16 protein-coding genes are annotated in these 18448 nt (G+C 39.2%); 14 read left to right on the top strand and 2 right to left on the bottom strand.

The window, feature by feature from the left end:
• Positions 1-302 precede the first annotated feature (302 nt).
• Complete coding sequence (locus KVY11_RS05005; protein ID WP_218288314.1) at positions 303-2132, top strand: SIR2 family protein; 1830 nt, start codon at positions 303-305, stop codon at positions 2130-2132.
• Positions 2133-2181: 49 nt separating this feature from the next.
• Here KVY11_RS05005 and mnmG read toward each other — a convergent pair whose 3' ends face one another.
• Positions 2182-4062, bottom strand: a complete 1881-nt coding sequence (gene mnmG / locus KVY11_RS05000; RefSeq protein ID WP_218288313.1) for a tRNA uridine-5-carboxymethylaminomethyl(34) synthesis enzyme MnmG — start codon at positions 4060-4062, stop codon at positions 2182-2184.
• A 253-nt stretch (positions 4063-4315) separates the two neighbouring features.
• Here mnmG and KVY11_RS04995 point away from each other — a divergent pair, with 253 nt between their 5' ends.
• The 8 genes from KVY11_RS04995 to purD all read left to right on the top strand — a co-directional run bounded on the left by KVY11_RS04995 (position 4316) and on the right by purD (position 12279).
• Positions 4316-4666, top strand: coding sequence for a hypothetical protein (locus KVY11_RS04995; protein ID WP_058869877.1), 351 nt, complete (start codon positions 4316-4318; stop codon positions 4664-4666).
• Between the two features lie 137 nt (positions 4667-4803).
• Positions 4804-5691 carry a bile acid:sodium symporter family protein gene (locus KVY11_RS04990; RefSeq protein ID WP_218288312.1) on the top strand — a complete coding sequence of 296 codons (888 nt, stop codon included), beginning with the start codon at positions 4804-4806 and terminating at the stop codon, positions 5689-5691.
• A 44-nt stretch (positions 5692-5735) separates the two neighbouring features.
• Positions 5736-6617, top strand: coding sequence for a bile acid:sodium symporter family protein (locus tag KVY11_RS04985; protein WP_218288311.1), 882 nt, complete (start codon positions 5736-5738; stop codon positions 6615-6617).
• Between the two features lie 114 nt (positions 6618-6731).
• A complete protein-coding gene (gene prmA / locus KVY11_RS04980; protein ID WP_004696394.1) occupies positions 6732-7634 on the top strand; it encodes a 50S ribosomal protein L11 methyltransferase in 903 nt (300 codons plus the stop codon).
• An 18-nt stretch (positions 7635-7652) separates the two neighbouring features.
• Positions 7653-8552: a DUF3426 domain-containing protein gene (locus KVY11_RS04975; protein WP_218288310.1), complete on the top strand. Its 900-nt coding sequence runs from the start codon at positions 7653-7655 to the stop codon at positions 8550-8552.
• A 380-nt stretch (positions 8553-8932) separates the two neighbouring features.
• Positions 8933-9202, top strand: coding sequence for a DNA-binding transcriptional regulator Fis (gene fis, locus KVY11_RS04970; protein ID WP_001086304.1), 270 nt, complete (start codon positions 8933-8935; stop codon positions 9200-9202).
• A 90-nt stretch (positions 9203-9292) separates the two neighbouring features.
• A complete protein-coding gene (gene purH / locus KVY11_RS04965) occupies positions 9293-10867 on the top strand; it encodes a bifunctional phosphoribosylaminoimidazolecarboxamide formyltransferase/IMP cyclohydrolase (RefSeq protein ID WP_218288309.1) in 1575 nt (524 codons plus the stop codon).
• A 128-nt stretch (positions 10868-10995) separates the two neighbouring features.
• Positions 10996-12279 (top strand): phosphoribosylamine--glycine ligase, encoded by a 1284-nt coding sequence (purD, locus tag KVY11_RS04960; protein WP_218288308.1) that lies wholly within the window; start codon positions 10996-10998, stop codon positions 12277-12279.
• Between the two features lie 40 nt (positions 12280-12319).
• On the opposite strand, the gene KVY11_RS04955 is transcribed toward purD, so the two are convergent.
• Positions 12320-13408 carry an AraC family transcriptional regulator gene (locus KVY11_RS04955; RefSeq protein WP_218288307.1) on the bottom strand — a complete coding sequence of 363 codons (1089 nt, stop codon included), beginning with the start codon at positions 13406-13408 and terminating at the stop codon, positions 12320-12322.
• A gap of 203 nt (positions 13409-13611) precedes the next feature.
• On the opposite strand from KVY11_RS04955, the gene KVY11_RS04950 reads away from it, so the two are divergent.
• The 5 genes from KVY11_RS04950 (at position 13612) to KVY11_RS04930 (ending at position 18397) form a co-directional block, all read left to right on the top strand.
• The gene (locus tag KVY11_RS04950) at positions 13612-14505 is read left to right on the top strand and encodes a 3-hydroxyacyl-CoA dehydrogenase (RefSeq protein WP_168158877.1); all 894 of its coding nucleotides are present in this window, start codon (positions 13612-13614) and stop codon (positions 14503-14505) included.
• Positions 14506-15122: 617 nt separating this feature from the next.
• Entirely contained in the window at positions 15123-15995 is an 873-nt protein-coding gene (locus KVY11_RS04945; protein WP_218288306.1) for a MetQ/NlpA family ABC transporter substrate-binding protein, read from the top strand.
• 73 nt (positions 15996-16068) lie between these two features.
• Positions 16069-17094 (top strand): methionine ABC transporter ATP-binding protein, encoded by a 1026-nt coding sequence (locus KVY11_RS04940; protein WP_218288305.1) that lies wholly within the window; start codon positions 16069-16071, stop codon positions 17092-17094.
• Positions 17091-17786 carry a methionine ABC transporter permease gene (locus tag KVY11_RS04935; protein ID WP_004982094.1) on the top strand — a complete coding sequence of 232 codons (696 nt, stop codon included), beginning with the start codon at positions 17091-17093 and terminating at the stop codon, positions 17784-17786. The genes KVY11_RS04940 and KVY11_RS04935 overlap by 4 nt, the downstream gene beginning before the upstream one ends.
• A gap of 92 nt (positions 17787-17878) precedes the next feature.
• Positions 17879-18397 (top strand): hypothetical protein, encoded by a 519-nt coding sequence (locus KVY11_RS04930; RefSeq protein WP_004982095.1) that lies wholly within the window; start codon positions 17879-17881, stop codon positions 18395-18397.
• The last annotated feature ends 51 nt before the right edge of the window (positions 18398-18448 follow it).

The raw sequence follows: 18448 nt of genomic DNA, 5'->3' as shown, positions 1-18448 counted from the left end.
CAAACTAGCATTGGCATGCAAGTTCTCCACTGTTAAAACGGATCGATTTCATCGTCATGGTGTTGACCTCATGTTAAGAACGTAAAATCAATTTAAAAGATGGCGATACTTTTGTGAAATAACATGATTGGCTATTTTTATCTGTTTTTATCTTAAACAACTATTTTGCTTTGTTTATCTGCCAAAACAAAAAGCAGACCTCTTAAATAAGACTCCAATCCGATAACTTGAATCAAATATCTCAACTGTTTTAAATTTATCGTATAATTAAATTAATCATCAATTTTAATAACTTAAATAACATGAGCTTTAACGTAAAAGAAGTCGCACAGCTTTTAAAGCAAGCCAAAGAAAATGAAAAACCGTATGTATTCTTTACGGGTGCTGGTTGCTCCGTTAGAGCAGACGTTCCAACTGCAACAGAACTTATTCAAGAGATTTGTAAGAAATTCCCAATCCAAGTCAAAAATATTGACCCTAAAAAAGACAAATTCAATTACGGCAAGTATATGTCTGCTTTAGATAAATCTGAGCGTAGGGAATTACTTAAACCACATATTATCGACAATAAAAAAATCAATTGGGCGCATATTGCGCTCGCTTGTCTTATGCAAAGCGGATATATCCAACGTGTTTTAACCTTTAATTTTGATAGCATACTGTCACGTGCTTGTAATCTTCTAGATTTACACCCTTCTATTTATGATTTTGCAACTGCTAACCCACATCTTTATCATTTGATTAACGATCCGTCTATTGTTCACTTACATGGGCAAGGCACAGGATTTGTTCAATTGAATACTCAAGAAGAAACACTAAAGCATACCGAACAATTAGGTGATTTTATTGCTTCAACATTAAATTCCAATCCAAGTTTATTTATTGGTTATAGTGGTAACGCTGACGAATTTTTCCCCCTACTTGAGAAAAAATATTCAGAACAACATCGTTTAATTTGGACAGGGCGAAAAGAAAATCTTGATTTAATTGAAGTAGAGCCTGTTAAAGTTTTTTTAAACAAGAATAATAATTTAACACATTATATTGGTGGCATTGATGCTGATGACTTTTTGATTCAACTAGCAAAAGAACTTGAATGTTTTCCTCCAGAACTTTTTTCAAATCCTTATAAGTTCTTAGACCAACAACTTGAAAATATACAACCCTACCCATTGGGTGATGGATTAGATATCCTTGAAAATCTAACTGGCTATCTAAAAGAGCAAGCTGAAAAGCCTTTAAATAAAAGCTTATATACTGCAGTCATACACAAATATCCAAATAAAGAAACAACTAAAGGACTTACTGAAAAAGCTATTAATGACATTATGTGGGCATACGACCAACAAGCACGCTACTTAAGAAATCAAGAGAAATTTGAAGAAAGCCATAGAATTTATGATCAAGCTTTAGCAATATCAACTCGCCATTACGGATGCCTTCATAATTACGCATTAAGTCTCTCAGACTATGCAAATACAAAGAATGATAAAAATCTCTTTAATAGGATTTTTGAATTACATGAAAAAGCTTATAAGCTTCAACCATTTAATGCCGATAATATAGGAAACTTTGGTCTTTCTATTTTAAGATTAGCATCCATAAAAAAGGATGAAAACCTTTTTAAAACAGCATTTGAAAAATTCGAAATATCTTTAAGCATTCAGCCAGACAGCTTAAATTTTCTAAGGAATTATGCGATAGCACTTTCAACTTTAGCAAGAATTCAACAAGACGAAGCTCTATTTAATAAAGCCATTATCGAATATCAAAAAGCTTTAAATATTCAACCTGATGATGCTGATGTTCTAAATTATTATGGAGCTGCTCTTACATCTTTAGCAAAATTGAAAAATGACGAGAAATTATTCAACAAAGCATTTGAGCAATATGAAAAATCTTTAGAAATTAATCCCTATGAAACCTATAATTTTGCTTGTTATTTTTCAATTAAAAACCAGAACGAATTTACTAAAGAAAAATTATTAATCGCAGAGAAGCACAACACTATTCCTTCAATTTCGCACTTATCAAGTGATAGCGATTTAGACAATATTCGTAACGAACAATGGTTTAAAGACCTTCTCGGACGCTTAAAAGAAAAAGAAGAAATAACCCAAAAAGCATCATAAATAAAAACCCGCCTAAGCGGGTTTTTTATCACTTCAATGAATATTGAAATTAAGCAGATTTTTTCGCTTGTGCATTTTTACGGATCGTAATCATGATTAATTGCACTGCTGCAGGTGTTACCCCCGGAATACGATTTGCTTGAGCCAATGTCTCAGGACGTACATCTTTCAATTTTAAAGTAATTTCACGAGATAAGCCTGAAACCACATCATAATTAAAATCAGCAGGAATTTTAGTTTCTTCCAAACGCTTCATTTGCGCGACGTCTTCATGCTGACGGTTAATATAACCTGCATATTTCACCGCGATTTCAATTTGATCGCCCACTTGTGCAGAGACTTCAGAACCTGTGAGCTCAGCAATTTGAGCAAATGAAATATTCGGACGTTTTAACAAATCAATCGCAGAGCATTCTTTCGATAAATCTGCACCCGTCATTTCAACAAATTTTTTGCCCATTGGGTTGTTTGGTGCCGCCCAAAGGTGTTGTAAGCGACCTGTTTCCAGTTCAACCGCTTCCATTTTTTCACAGTAAGCTGCCCAACGCTCATCATCCACCAAGCCCATTTCACGACCCACTGGCGTTAAACGTTGATCCGCATTGTCTTCACGCAACATCAAACGATATTCGGCTCGTGAAGTAAACATACGGTACGGTTCTTTCGTACCGAGCGTAATCAAGTCATCCACCAATACGCCCATATAGGCTTCATCACGTTTTGGTGTCCATTGCTCTTGATCCCACGCACGACGTGCAGCGTTCAAACCTGCCAACAAACCTTGTGCGCCTGCTTCTTCATAACCTGTCGTACCATTGATTTGACCGGCAAAGTACAAGTTATTAATGGCTTTGGTTTCTAAAGTAAACTTCAACGCTTGCGGGTTGAAGTAATCGTACTCGATGGCATAACCCGGACGTAAAATGTGCGCATTTTCCATTCCGCGAATTGAACGAACCAATTCAAACTGCACATCAAACGGAAGTGAAGTTGAAATACCATTTGGATAAAGCTCATGTGTATCTAGACCTTCAGGCTCTAAGAATACTTGGTGTGAGTCTTTATCGGCAAAGCGGTGAATTTTGTCTTCAATGGATGGGCAGTAACGTGGGCCCACGCCTTCAATCACACCTGTGTACATCGGTGAACGATCTAAACCATCGCGAATGATGTCATGGGTTTTTTCATTGGTGTGTGTGATATAACAATTCACTTGTTCAGGGTGCATAGACGCATCACCCATGAATGACATAGTCGGTGATGGGAAGTCACCCGGCTGTGGAATCATCACAGAAAAATCAACCGAACGCGCATCAATACGTGGTGGCGTACCTGTCTTTAAACGACCCACTGGCAAATTCAATTCACGTAAACGGTGTGCCAGTGAAATTGAAGGTGGATCACCTGCACGGCCGCCACTTGATTTTTCAAGACCAACGTGGATTACACCACCCAAGAACGTCCCTGCAGTGAGTACAACTGTTTTCGCATCAAAGAGAATACCCGTTTGAGTTACAACACCCTTTACAGTATCACCCTCAACAATCAGGTCGTCTGCGGCTTGTTGGAAAATATCGAGATTTGCTTGGTTTTCTAAAGTGTCACGAATCGCGGCTTTATAGCGAATACGGTCTGCCTGAGCACGTGTTGCACGAACGGCTGCACCTTTACGTGAGTTTAGGATACGGAACTGAATACCACCTTTATCGGCAGCCAATGCCATTGCACCGCCCAAGGCATCAATTTCACGCACCAAATGCGATTTACCAATACCACCAATTGCTGGATTACAGCTCATCTGCCCTAAAGTCTCAATATTATGAGTTAAGAGTAAAGTCTGTCGCCCCATACGTGCCGCAGCCAATGCTGCTTCTGTACCTGCGTGACCGCCGCCGATAACAATGACATCGTAAACTTTAGGATAATGCATAGTGGTAAAGGAGATTAAAAAATGATAACGAAAGATTATAGCAAATTTTCGATTGTAAGTTCACAGATTCCGTGGAATTTATTGTATATGCGGTGCTGTGCTTACTGCGCCAGCGCTAGGTTTATGTAATTTTACTTGCAGAGCAGTAGCAAAAACTCAACAAAGGATGCGTTTTGTTACCTGAAAAGCCTTGTATTAATTTGATCATTTTTTATCCTATAAGTTGATCATACAACAACCAAAGGTAAGCATTATGAATAAGAAGATTCTTTTTTCATCCATTCTCTGCGGTTTATTTTTTTCGCCTTTTGTATCAGCCAACGACAAAGTTGAAAAGGTCTATGATAGTCAACGTTATCAACAAGTCTGTAAAGGCAAGTCACAAGGAACAGCGGTTAGTTTTGCCTATCGAGGTATTATTTGGAATGGTACCTGTGAACCTCAATTTTTCCCAAGCTCAAAAAATGCCAATATTCATGGTGATGAAGCTGAGTTAGCCAGCATTTGCCAAGGCGACTCAAAAACGACATCAATCAATATCGAAGGTAAAGAAATCAAAGGCAAATGTGCCCTTGGTTTTGTAGCACCTAAACCAAGAATGTAATCAAAACAACTTAAAGCTCATGCTGTATTAAGGGTGAAAAATAGTCCATTTTTTACCCTTTTTTCTACCTTGTAAATTATTGAATTCTGTATACACTCAAAAACACAAAAGATAAAAACGAATAAAAAAGGTATTCCATGGATTCGGAATTGTTTACAGTTTTTTTGCCTTTGACTTTGGCCTTGATGATGATGGGTCTTGGTTTACACCTACGCCCAGCTGATTTTTATCGCCTCACCCTGCACCCCAAAGTCATTTTCATCGCGCTATTTTCACAGTTAGTTCTACTGGTGGGCATTGCATTCCTCATTTGCCAGTTTTTAAATTTAGCGCCTATTTTCGCGATTGGTTTGATGCTCGTTGCAGCTTCACCAGGTGGACCAACGTCAAACCTATTGACCTATTTATTTAAAGGTGATGTTGCGCTCAACATTACTCTTACAACCACGAACTCCATCATTTCAACACTAACTCTCCCTTTTATTATTAATTTTTCACTGATGTACTTTCTACAAACATCACAACCCGTTGACATGCCCGCCATGAAAATGATGAAAGTTTTTTTCATCACTCTACTTCCAGTCAGCATGGGCATGTTTTTACGTTATTACTTTCCAAAACTTGCCGACAAATTAAACCGCCCAATGCGTATTTTGTCTGCAAGCTGTCTTCTTTTTATCTTTTTTCTCGCACTGTACTTAGAGCGACATAATTTTGTTGAATATGTGTTTGAGATTGGGCCTGCCGTAGCCTTATTCTGCTTCTGTAGCATGTTTATTGGTTTTTTTGTGCCACATCTGGCCAATATTCCAGAAAAACAAGCCTTAACTTGCTCCTTTGAGATTACCATTCACAACACCGCACTTGCCATTACAGTTGCCCTGTCAGTCTTAGGCAACACTGCCATGGCCATTCCTGCCGGTATTTATTCTATTTTCATGTTTGTATTTGCTGCGTTATTGGGCCTATTAATCTCGCGAAGAAATGACAGTTTATTTTTGAAGAAAGAGACCGCAGCTGAATAATTTCACGGTCATGATTTATATAATTTTAAGGAGAATATGTACCTATGGATTCAGGAATTATAACGATTATGTTACCCCTAGCTCTTGCCATCATCATGATTGGTTTGGGCTTAGAGTTAACCCCGAAGGATTTTGCACGCGTCAGCAAACATCCCAAAGCAGTATTGGTTGCTTTATTTTGTCAGTTGGTACTTCTTGTTGGGATTGCCTTTGTAATTTGCAAAGTACTCAACTTACCGCCACTGCTTGCCGTCGGCTTAATGCTCTTAGCAGCGTCTCCAGGTGGTAGTACTGCAAACTTATTTAGCTATTTGTTTAAAGGTGATATTGCGCTCAATATTACCTTAACAGCCATTAACTCCGTTATTGCAGCGTTTACCTTGCCGCTAATTGTCAACTTTGCCATTCAGTACTTTATGCAGGATGGACAACACGTCAGTATGCAGTTTAGTAAAATCTTGCAGGTATTCTCGATTATTCTTATCCCCGTCTGTATTGGTATGTTGATTCGCCAGTATGCACCTTCTTTTACCAAGAAGCTGAATAAGCCATTGCGTATTTTTTCTGTTGTATTTTTGGTCTTAATCATTGTTGGAGCAATAGCCAAAGAACGCGCACATATTCTGGAGTATCTGACTCAGGTCGGTTTAGCCACCGTCATTTTCTGTATTTGTAGTTTAATGATTGGTTATTTTGTACCGAGACTACTGGGGATCAACAGTGCTCAAGCACGGGCTTGTGCCTTTGAAATTGGCATTCATAACAGCACCCTTGCCATGACCATTGCACTCACCGTGATGGCCAGTACCACCATTGCCATGCCTGCAGCGGTCTATTCTATTTTTATGTATATCTTTGCTGCCATCTTTGGGACATTACTCAACCGTTTTGCCCCATCGGTTCAAACCAGTACAGAACAAGCCTAGAACAGGTGTAGATCTAAGGATGCTTCGGCATCCTTTTTTATTTTGAGGAATGCTGTCGAACTGCCCCCTGTTCCGCTACAATATTTATTTATACATAAATATTAGGTTATTCCTGTGAAGTGGTTACAAATTCATATTACGGTTGATCAAGCGCAAGTCGATTTTACTGAAACCCTTTTAGAATCTTTGGGTGCAGTCAGTGTCACATTAGATGATGCAGAAAACCAAGACTTACTTGAACCACTTCCAGGTGAAACGCCACTTTGGAATAAAGTCATTGTGACAGGTATCTATGCGCAAGAAGACGACGAAGAAATTGATGTCAATGCATTAGAAACGTTTATTCGCACTCAAATGCCTGATGCACCGATGCGTAGCGAATTTCTTGAAGACCAAGAATGGGAACGCACATGGATGGATGCCTACGAACCGATTCAAATTGCTGACAAATACTGGATCGTTCCTGAATGGATGGAAGCACCAGAACCAGATGCAGTCAACATTAAACTTGATCCAGGCTTAGCGTTTGGTACAGGGAACCATGCATCTACTTTTCTTTGCCTGCAGTGGTTAGGTAAAACTGATGTTAAAGATAAAATCGTGATCGACTATGGTTGCGGTTCAGGTATTTTAGGTGTTGCTGCTCTACTCCTTGGTGCAAAAAAAGTCTATGCCACAGATATTGATCCACAAGCAATTTTAGCCACTGAACAAAATGCGGCGCTCAATGGCGTGGCTGAGAACCTTTATGTCGGCTTACCAGACGAGTTCAATTTAGAGCTGGCTGACCAAAAAGCAGATGTCTTTGTTGCAAATATTTTGGCAGGACCGCTTATGATGTTAGCGCCGGAATTCGCAACTTTGGTCAAATCTGAGGGAGAGTTCGCACTTGCAGGTGTAATTGAAGAGCAAGTTTCTGATGTTTCTAGTGTTTATTCTGAGTTTTTTGATATATTAGAGGTCGAGAAACGTGATGAAAACTGGTGCCGAATCTCGGGTAAACGCCACACCCTTTAAATGAACTCTTAATACACTATGAGCGACAAACAAACCTCTTGCCCTAAATGCCTAACCATCTACAAAGTAAGTGTTGCACAACTCACTGTTGCGCAAGGTATGGTTTGTTGCCCAAAGTGTTCGATGACCTTTAATGCGCTCTCGCATTTAACCACGGGTCATACTTTTGACACAGGTGAGGAAAGATCGTCGAATCAGAATGACATGAGCCTGTCTTCAAATTCAGCATTATCCTCTCCTCGTGTAGACAGCATTCATTTTGATTTATCACAATCTGCTGCGCTTTCAATGTCGACATCAAATTTGCTTGATATTTTCAACCTGAAAGTTGAGCACTCCAACATTGACCTCAAAACCTATTTAAACAATTTAAACTATTTTAGTACCGACCCGATTGGTAACTATCCTGCCATGAATTTGGCAGACAACAATCCAGCGAAACCACAAAAAAGCCCGATGTACTATATGCTTTGGGGTGTGATTAACTTCAGCTTATTGGCTTTATTGTGTTTCCAATACTTATGGTTTAATCCACATATCCTCAATAATAGCCCCGCATTAGGTGCAACCTATAATAAAATTTGTCTCGTACTGAACTGTAGCAGCCTACAAGAACGCTACAGCCTAATCAGCATTAATAAATTAAAAGTAAAACGTATAGAGGCACAGAAAACTCAATTTTCAGGTGAACTGATCAACTATCATGATACCAGTCTTCCGCTACCAGATCTTAAGGTCATTTTAAAAGTGGATGGTGAAGTCGATTCAACCTATCAACTACATGCAAATGAATATTTGATTGATAGTCTGGTTGGAATTAAACGAATTCCTAAAAATAGTCCGTTCAAATTCAAATTTAGCCTGCCAGTCAGCCGTAAAAGCTTCAATCATTACAGTTTAGAAATAGTCCAGCCCTAAAATTTAAAAAAAATGTAAAAAAAGTGAAAAAAAATGCAGTTTTCTTGCTCACTTTTTCTTAGACAATGGTATGATACGCGCCACGAAAGCTTAGTGCTGCAATCTCCTCAGTCTTTTAATACAAATAGAACTTCAGCAAAAATACGCGTTATCCCAATATCGCGTATTGAGCAGATTTTTTTGTTTAAAAAAGGTCGGTAACAAATATTTAACTATTGTTACGCTTATATTTCGACCAACTTAGCGATATTGTGGCATGCTAAATGTACAGTTTTAGAACTACTCGTTTTAGGATCTAAAACGAAGTTCATTTTAATTTTAGACCACTTTATATATGTCACTTTACCCAAGTGATATTTAGATTTTTCGGATTACTTCGCATGAATAGCAAATCTCCTATTTTTACTGCACAGTCTGATGTCGCTCTTCGTATTCACGTAGATCGCGCAGTTCGCCACTATTTTGCACAACTGCAAGGCGAGCAACCATCTCAGGTCTACGACATGGTGCTGGCAGAAATGGAGAAACCTCTTCTATCTGTAGTTTTAGAATATACCCGCGGTAACCAAACACGTGCTGCGGAGATTCTAGGACTTAACCGTGGAACTTTACGTAAAAAGTTGAAAGCTCACGGTTTAATGAGTGAATAAATGATAAAATGCTTGCGGCTTCCGCGGGCATTTTTTTTACCTGCTATTTTTGGCTTTTTGTTTTAATTCTTGATAACTGTGACGAAGATCATGACCATTAAACGCGCTTTAATCTCTGTTTCCGATAAAACTGGCATTGTTGAGTTCGCTCAAAACCTTGTTGCTCTAGGGGTAGAAATTTTATCTACTGGCGGTACATATAAGTTGTTAAAAGACAACAATATCGCTGTAGTTGAAGTTTCAGAGCATACTGGTTTCCCAGAAATGATGGATGGTCGTGTAAAAACGCTACACCCGAAAATTCATGGTGGTATCTTAGCTCGTCGCGGTCTAGACGAAGCTGTGATGGCTGAACACAATATTGATGCGATCGATCTTGTGGTTGTGAATCTTTATCCATTTGCTGCAACTGTCGCTAAACCGAACTGCTCACTTGCAGATGCGATTGAAAATATCGACATCGGCGGCCCAACCATGGTGCGTGCTGCTGCGAAAAACCATGCTTCTGTCGGTATTGTGGTCAATGCTACAGACTACGACACTGTTGTTGCTGAGCTAAAAGCAAATGGTGCTTTGTCTTACGAAACTCGTTTTGACTTAGCCGTTAAAGCATTTGAACATACAGCACAGTATGATGGCATGATTGCTTCTTACCTAGGCGCTCGCGTAGGCAAAGAAGAAGGTCAAGCAGACAAGTTTGCTCGTACGTTCAATACACAGTTAAATAAAGCTCAAGACTTGCGTTATGGTGAAAACCCGCATCAGTCAGCAGCATTCTATGTCGAAAGCACAGCAACTGAAGCCTCTGTTTCAACAGCGAAACAACTTCAAGGTAAAGAACTTTCTTATAACAACATTGCAGACACAGATGCCGCACTTGAATGTGTGAAATCATTTGCCAAACCGGCTTGTGTCATCGTTAAACACGCAAACCCATGTGGCGTTGCAGTGTCTTTAGATGGTATTCAAGCGGCATATGACTTGGCTTATGCGACAGATCCTGAATCAGCTTTTGGCGGTATCATTGCATTCAACCGTGAATTAGATGTTGCAACTGCACAAGCGATTGTTGACCGCCAGTTTGTGGAAGTGATCATTGCACCAAGCATTGCTGAAGGCGTACTTGAAGTCACTGGCGCGAAGAAAAATGTTCGTGTTCTGGTTTGTGGTGAATTACCGGCACTTAATGAACGTGCGCCACAATTGGACTATAAACGCGTAAATGGCGGTTTATTGGTTCAAGACCAAGACTTAAGCATGATCACCAAAGATGATTTAAAAGTCGTGACGAAACGCGCACCAACGGATGCTGAAATTGATGACTTAATTTTTGCATGGAAAGTTGCGAAATACGTGAAATCAAATGCCATTGTTTATGCTAAAGGTCGTCAAACCATTGGTGTAGGTGCAGGTCAAATGAGCCGTGTTAACTCAGCGCGTATTGCTGCGATTAAAGCGGAGCATGCAGGCTTAGTAGTTGAAGGTGCTGTAATGGCATCTGATGCATTCTTCCCATTCCGCGATGGTATTGATAATGCAGCGAAAGCAGGCATTAAATGTATTATCCAACCGGGTGGTTCAATGCGTGATGAAGAAACCATTGCTGCTGCAGATGAAGCAGGTATTGCGATGGTCTTCACGGGCATGCGTCACTTCCGTCACTAAGTAATAGATGCAGACCGTAATGACAAAGTCATACATGTGGTTTAAAACAGATTTCTAAATCTTACATAAAGTCCTCTCCTTCTTAGGCTGAGGACTTTATGTCATTTCGATTCATGGAGTATGAACCGATGAACATTTTAGTTTTGGGTAATGGCGGTCGTGAACATGCGTTGGCATGGAAAATCGCGCAAGATGAAAAAGTTGCAAAAGTTTTTGTTGCACCAGGTAATGCAGGAACTGCAACAGAAAACAAATGTGAAAATGTTGCACTCAACATTTTAGACAATGCTGCAATTATCGACTTTGCAAAAAACAATGCAGTAGATTTGATTATTGTGGGTCCAGAAGCACCGCTTGTAAATGGTGTAGTTGATGCTTGCCGCGCGGCAGAGCTTCAAATTTGGGGCCCAACTCAATTTGCTGCCCAGCTAGAAGGCTCAAAAGCATTTGCTAAGCACTTCTTAAAACGCCACAATATTCCTACTGCGTTCTACGATGTATTTACTGAAGTCGATGCAGCAAAAGCATTCGTTGAAAAAAATGGCGCGCCAATCGTGATCAAGGCCGATGGTCTTGCTGCGGGTAAAGGCGTGATTGTAGCCATGACCAACCAAGAAGCTTTTGATGCGATTGATGACATGTTGGCGGGCAACAAATTTGGTGATGCTGGTTCACGTGTTGTGATTGAACAGTTTCTTGCGGGTGAAGAAGCGTCTTTCATTTGTATGATTGATGGCGACAACATCTTACCAATGGCAACATCTCAAGACCATAAGCGTATTTTTGAAGGCGACCAAGGTCCAAACACGGGCGGTATGGGTGCTTACTCTCCTGCTCCAGTGGTTACAGCTGAAGTATTTGATCGTACAATGTCTGAAATTATGCGTCCAACTGTGGAAGGCATGAAAAAAGATGGTCATGTTTACACAGGCTTCTTATATGCAGGCCTCATGATTGATGAACAAGGTCAACCTCGTGTAATCGAATTTAACTGTCGTTTTGGTGACCCTGAAACACAACCGATTATGATGCGTTTAAAATCATCATTGGTCGATCTGGTTGAAGCTGGTATTGCAGGTAATCTTCCAGCAGAAGCTGAATGGGATGAACGCAAATCAATTGGTATTGTTCTTGCAGCAGAAGGCTACCCAGAAACTGTTCGTCAAGGTGACGTAATCTCTGGTCTTGGTCAATCTCCGGAAAATACAAAAATCTTCCATGCAGGCACTACAATGAGTGCCGACGGTCACATCTTGACTGCGGGTGGTCGTGTTTTATGTGTCACAGCTCTTGGCGATACCGTACTTGAAGCGCAAGTTAATGCTTTAGAAGTTTGTGGTCAAGTCACATTTACAGGTATGCAATATCGTGCAGATATTGGTTATCGTGCTATTGCGCGTGAAAATGCTTAAAAACATTCATACTGTAAAAACCCGCTAAAAGCGGGTTTTTTTATTGCCTCCCACTGCGAATCTTTTTTAATTGCCGCGGCGTTACACCAAACCAATTTTTGCAGGCACGACTTAATACCGACTGTTCGGAAAAACCCAATATAGAAGCGATTTGACTCATCGACGCTTTTGAGTCTGCTAAATATTGCAATAACAGCTGTTGTCTGAGTTTATCTCGAATCTGCTCAAAGCTAGTTCCCTCTTCATCCAATTTACGTTGTAAGCTTCGAGGATGCATCGCAAGCATATTTGCAATATCAGTTTTATTTGCTTTTGGGCCCGATAAATGAATACGAATCGCATGTCGAACACGATCGCTAAATGAACCTTGATGACTGCGAAAACTCCGCTCCAGATAACTGTCTACAATTTCCCGTAAGCCATGATCAATGCTGTCTAAAGTAATATTCAACATATCTTTATGGAAATACAAAGCTGCATGTTGTTGATCGATCATGACTTCCGCATGAAAAAATCGTTTATACACATTTAAGGGAGCAACTGGACTATGTGGCAGTGCAACTCTCAGTGGCTGATAACGTTCGCCACTTAAATAACGAAGAACCCGATGGCACACAGCGAGCCCCATATCCATGGTTTGTCGTTTACTCAAAATACGTGTAGCGTCATGTAGCTGAATATCAAAAATAAGTTCAACAATATTCGAGTTGGGCTCAAAAATATCTGTACGAGCACGGTCATTGATATATAAGCGTAAAGCAGAGCCATGCAAAAATAGCAAATCTGAACTGTATTTAATCACCTCATGAAGTGTCGATGCACTTTGTAAGATCAGCCCCAGTACACCTAAAATACCAATGTCCTGATACTGGGAAATACGCAAACCGAAATCCGCAGACTTGGCGTGTTGCGCACTTTCTTCAAGAAGTTGGATCAGTGCGGTATGTGAAATCCATGCATTGTCATCTTGTAATTGCGCAAGTTGAATCCCATGCTTGATCAGCAACGGCATTGGGTCAACGCCTAGTTGTTGCATTACTTCTAAATAACCACGTAGCCCTGAACTATGCACCATATCATCATGGATATTTTTCGGGTATTCAACTTCGCTTGAATCATCCTGATTCATTCCAACAATCCTTGTCTCAATCCGTCAAAAAATTGACTCATTCCGTCAAGTTAGCATAAAAAAGCCACGGCAGAATAGCCCCATGAGCAATTTATTTGTTCATAAATTTTGCACATCAAACACACAACACGATGATGCGACTAAATGTAGCACATGGATATGAAAACTGCATTTTTCACCAAGGATAAAACAAGGAAAATCGAATGAATTTCAAGAATGTAACAGTTGCAGGTAGTGGCGTATTAGGCTATCAAATTGCTTTTCAAACAGCATTTCATGGCTTCAAAGTATCAGTTTATGACATCAATGATGAAGTACTTGCTAAAGCCAAAGCTAAATTTTATGAATTATGCGAATGCTATAAACAAGACCTTAATGCGACTCAAGAACAACTAGACAATACTTTCAATAATTTGAGCTATCATTCTAACCTTGCAGAAGCAGTAAAAGATGCGGATTTATTAGTTGAAGCCGTGCCTGAAGATGCGAATATTAAAACTGAGTTTTATAAACAACTCAGCCTAGTAGCTCCTGAAAAAACCGTATTTGCAACCAATACATCTACAATGCTACCAAGCCATTTCAAGGATCTTACTGGTCGTCCAGAAAAATTTTTAGCACTTCATTTTTCTAATAAAATCTGGACTTTTAACATGGCAGAAATTATGGGCCATGCTGGAACTGACAAAAAAGTATTCGATGATGTAGTTGAGTTTGCTAAAGCAATTGGCATGATGGCTTTACCAATTTACAAAGAACAACCAGGTCACCTTCTGAACTCTATGTTGGTTCCATTTTTAATTTCAGCAACCGAGCTTTGGGTGAAAGAAGTTTCAGATCATGAAATGATTGATCGCGCTTGGATGAAATCTTTTGGCTCACCGTTGGGCCCATTCGCGATCTTAGACATCATTGGTATTAACACAGTTTACAACGTCGCAAAATTAAATGCAGAAACCAACCCAAATATGACTCCACTTATGGAGAAATTAGATGCTGAGTTTATTAAACCAGGCCATTTAGGTATGTTTGCTGGTAAGGGCTTCTACAGCTATCCAAACCCGACTTATGCATCTGAAGATTTTCTAAAATCATAATTAATTCATTAGCTGAGTTAAATTGGTACGATACACACTCAATCTAATGTCTTCATTCGGATCGAGTGTGTATCTTATTTTCAAGTTAAAATGCTGCGAAGAATAGTCAAACAAATTTCTTAATGCATAATGGCATAATACCTAATTCAGATAAGAACTATAAAACAAAACAAGCATATTGCCATTTACTCCTTTTATCTATTTTTTGTATTTAGTTTGGATAAAATCTTATAAAGCATAAAATTTATGCAATATATTATTTTTAAACAAATTCATTAAAAATAATATATTGTTTTCATTATAAAATTACACATAACTTACAGACTCCTAATCTTTAAATAAGATAAGTATTGAACTTTTATGCTCTATATCGAATATTAGTTTGTTGGTATGATGTGCAAAATTTAACGATTGAGCAGAGATGTTTCTAGTGAGTTGAAAAAGTTAATCTTTTCCAAAGTGAAAGCACATATTCGACTGACTATCGAATTGCACACTTGCAAAACTCACATTACAGTCATATGCATCAAATCAGGAATGCCTGATTTAAAATCAATTGATCTCTCTATTGTTCAGCTAAGTTAAGCCTCATTTAGATGCTTACTCGGGAAGAAAAAATGAAAAAAATTCTAGGAATTGCGCTGGGTTTATCTGTTGTTTTAACGGGTTGTAGCAAACCTGAAGCACCTGCAACAGATGCGGCTAAAACGGATACTGCAGCAGCTGAGCAAACAGTAACCATCGCATCGACTGGCTCTGATGCTGATATTTGGCGCCACATTGCAACTTTGCCAGAAACTAAAGCAGCTGGCTTAAAGTTAGACATTAAGAACTTCACTGACTATGTTGCAATGAACACCGCTGTTGCAAACAATGAAGTCGATGTAAACGCATTCCAATCTTATGCTTATCTTGTGGCATATAACGAAGCGAACACGGCGAAGATTGCTCCACTTTCAACGACCTACCTAGAGCCAATGGGCATCTATTCAAGCAAAGTCAAAACATTGGCTGAATTTAAAAATGGTGCAACGATTGCGATTCCAAATGATGGTGCGAACGAATCACGTGCATTGTTATTATTACAATCTGCGGGTCTAGTGAAGTTAAAAAATGACTTTGACTTCGTGAAAGGCACTTCAAAAGACATCGTTGAAAACAACAAAGCTCTCATCATCAAGCCTATTCAAATGGCAACAGCTGTACGTGTGAAAGACGAAGTTGATGCAATTGTTTTGGGTAATACCCTTGCAATGGAAGGCGGTCTAAACGTATTGAAAGATGCGATTTACTATGAGCCAATCGATCAAACCACAAAAATGAATGTGAACGTTCTTGCGGTGGCTGAAGCGCGTCAAAATGACCCTGTACTGAAAAAAGTCGGTGAGCTTTACCATGTCGCTGCAGTAGGCAAATATGTTCAAGAACATTTTGGCGGCACAAAAATTGATGTGAACAAGCCAGTAAGCTACCTTACTCAAGCTAAATAGTAATATAATCAAATCAACGAAACAGGCAAAGTCTCTTTGCCTGTTTTTTCATTTTTGTGTAGTTTTTGACGATATGATTCAATTTAAAAACATTTCAAAGCACTATCAGTTGAAGGGCCAAACCATTCCTGCACTGGACCAAATCAATTTGGACATTCCAGAAGGCAGTATTTTTGGCGTTATTGGCTATAGTGGTGCAGGTAAAAGTACCCTCATTCGTTTGATCAATTTACTTGAACGCCCAACTCAAGGCCAAGTGATTATCAATCAAAAAGACTTTACTGCATTAAATGCAAAAGCATTACGTCAAGAACGTGCAAATATTGGCATGATTTTCCAGCATTTTAATTTACTGCAAACCAAAACCGTTGCAGCCAATATTGAAATGCCCATGAAACTTTTAGGTTATAGCAAAGCTGAACGTGAAAAACGTTTGAATGAGCTACTTGAGTTTATTGATCTCAAACACAAAAAAGAAGCTTATCCAGACGAGCTCTCGGGTGGTCAAAAACAACGTGTCGGCATTGCACGTGCACTTGCCAACCATCCTAAAATATTACTTTGTGACGAAGCGACTTCTGCACTAGACCCACAAACCACCAAGTCGGTCTTGGACTTGCTCAAAAAAATCAATCAAGAGCAAGGTATTACCATCGTCATGGTGACACATGAAATGGATGTGATTCAAAGCATCTGCTCACATGTGGCCGTGATGGAACTCGGCAAAGTAGTTGAAACGGGGAAAACGGTGGACTTATTTAGTCGCCCACAACATGCAACGACACAGAATTTTATTCAAACAATTTTGCATCAACAGCTACCAATTAAACTTCTGAATAACCTCGAACATAAGCATCATCATAGTATTTACCGCTTACAATTTCTTGGTAACTCTGCACACGAAACCGTAATTCAAAACTTAATTAAACAGTTTGATATTAGTCTCAATATCCTGTTTGCCAATATGATTGAAATTGATGGCAATGTGATTGGGCAAATGTTTGTTCAGCTCTTGGGCGATGAAAGCCTGATCGCTGAAGCGGTTGAGTTTTTAAAACAACATGGTGTGGCTGTTGAACAATCAGGAGAGCTGGCATGAGAGATTTAATTGTCCAGTGGTTAACTCAAATCACAGCACCTTTTTGGAAAAGCTCTTTATCAATTGATCAGTTTATTACTGCTTTGCAAGAAACATTTCATATGGTGTTTTTTGCAATGCTATTTGGCTGTATTTGGGGCTTTATTCAGGCCATCATTTTATTGGTCACACGTCCTGATGGTATTTTGCCAAACAAAGCGATTTATCACAGCCTGAACCCGATTGTGAATGCTCTGCGCTCTCTACCCTTTATTATTTTGCTGATTGCGGTTTTACCTTTAACCAAACTCATCGTCGGAACATCGATTGGCACGTGGGCTGCAATTGTTCCGCTCACCATCTATGTCGGACCATACATTGGTCGTTTGGTGGAAACTTCATTGCTGGAAGTGAATGAAGGCATTATCGAATCTGCACAAGCCATGGGTGCAACTCCGCTACAAATCATCTTTAAGTTTATTTTACCTGAAGCACGCAGTTCACTGATTTTAAACTTAACCACAGCCACCATCAGCTTAATTGGTGCAACCGCGATGGCCGGTGCAGTGGGTGCAGGCGGTATTGGCGACCTTGCTATTTCTTATGGTTATCAACGTTTTGACACCAGTGTCGTGATACTCACAGTAATTGTGCTGTTGATCATGGTGCAAATTGTACAGTCTGTCGGGGATTGGTTATCGAGAATTCGTTAATCTCATCGTATAAAAAAACACTCTGAATTCAGGGTGTTTTTTTACCAAAAACTTTTATAATTTAATTAAATTTCCATTTAAATCAAAATAATATGAATCATAACAATAGCAAGACAACAGTAATTCAAGACTTCAATGGTCTGTCTATCACAATTCCAACTTCTATACCTAAGCTGGTTTTAATCCTTAGCACCCTAATACTCTCGTTCATACTCTATATTGGCTTATATGAGGATGCAAAAAACTACTTTTCAACCATAGATTATAGTGACTATTTCCAAATCATCATTGCTCTCGGTCTTGTATTTATCATTGTCAATTTCATCAGAATATGGCTTTGGTTGCTCTTTGGAAAAGAAATTATTGAGATCACAAATCAACATTTAAAAATGAAAAACTCTATTCTAGGGATCAGCATATCTAAAATCATCCCTATCTCAGAAATCACACAAGTGAGTGTCAATAGCAATCCAAACAAACAACAACCGGGTAAAATTCTACTTCATCGTGGAACAAAGGTGATTGACCTTGGCAATTTCATTCGTGCTGAAGAATCAGTATATCTCGTTCAACTGATGAACAATAAACTCGATAAAATAAAGGCATCTTAGATCCAAACTTATCAACACTATAATGATGGCGATATCAATAATCGCTTTAGC

The sequence above is a fragment of the Acinetobacter sp. CWB-G5 genome (assembly GCF_019209785.1).
Lineage (GTDB): Bacteria > Pseudomonadota > Gammaproteobacteria > Pseudomonadales > Moraxellaceae > Acinetobacter > Acinetobacter johnsonii.
Note: the sequence above shows the minus strand (reverse complement) of the source record. Positions and strands in the feature narration are given on the sequence as shown.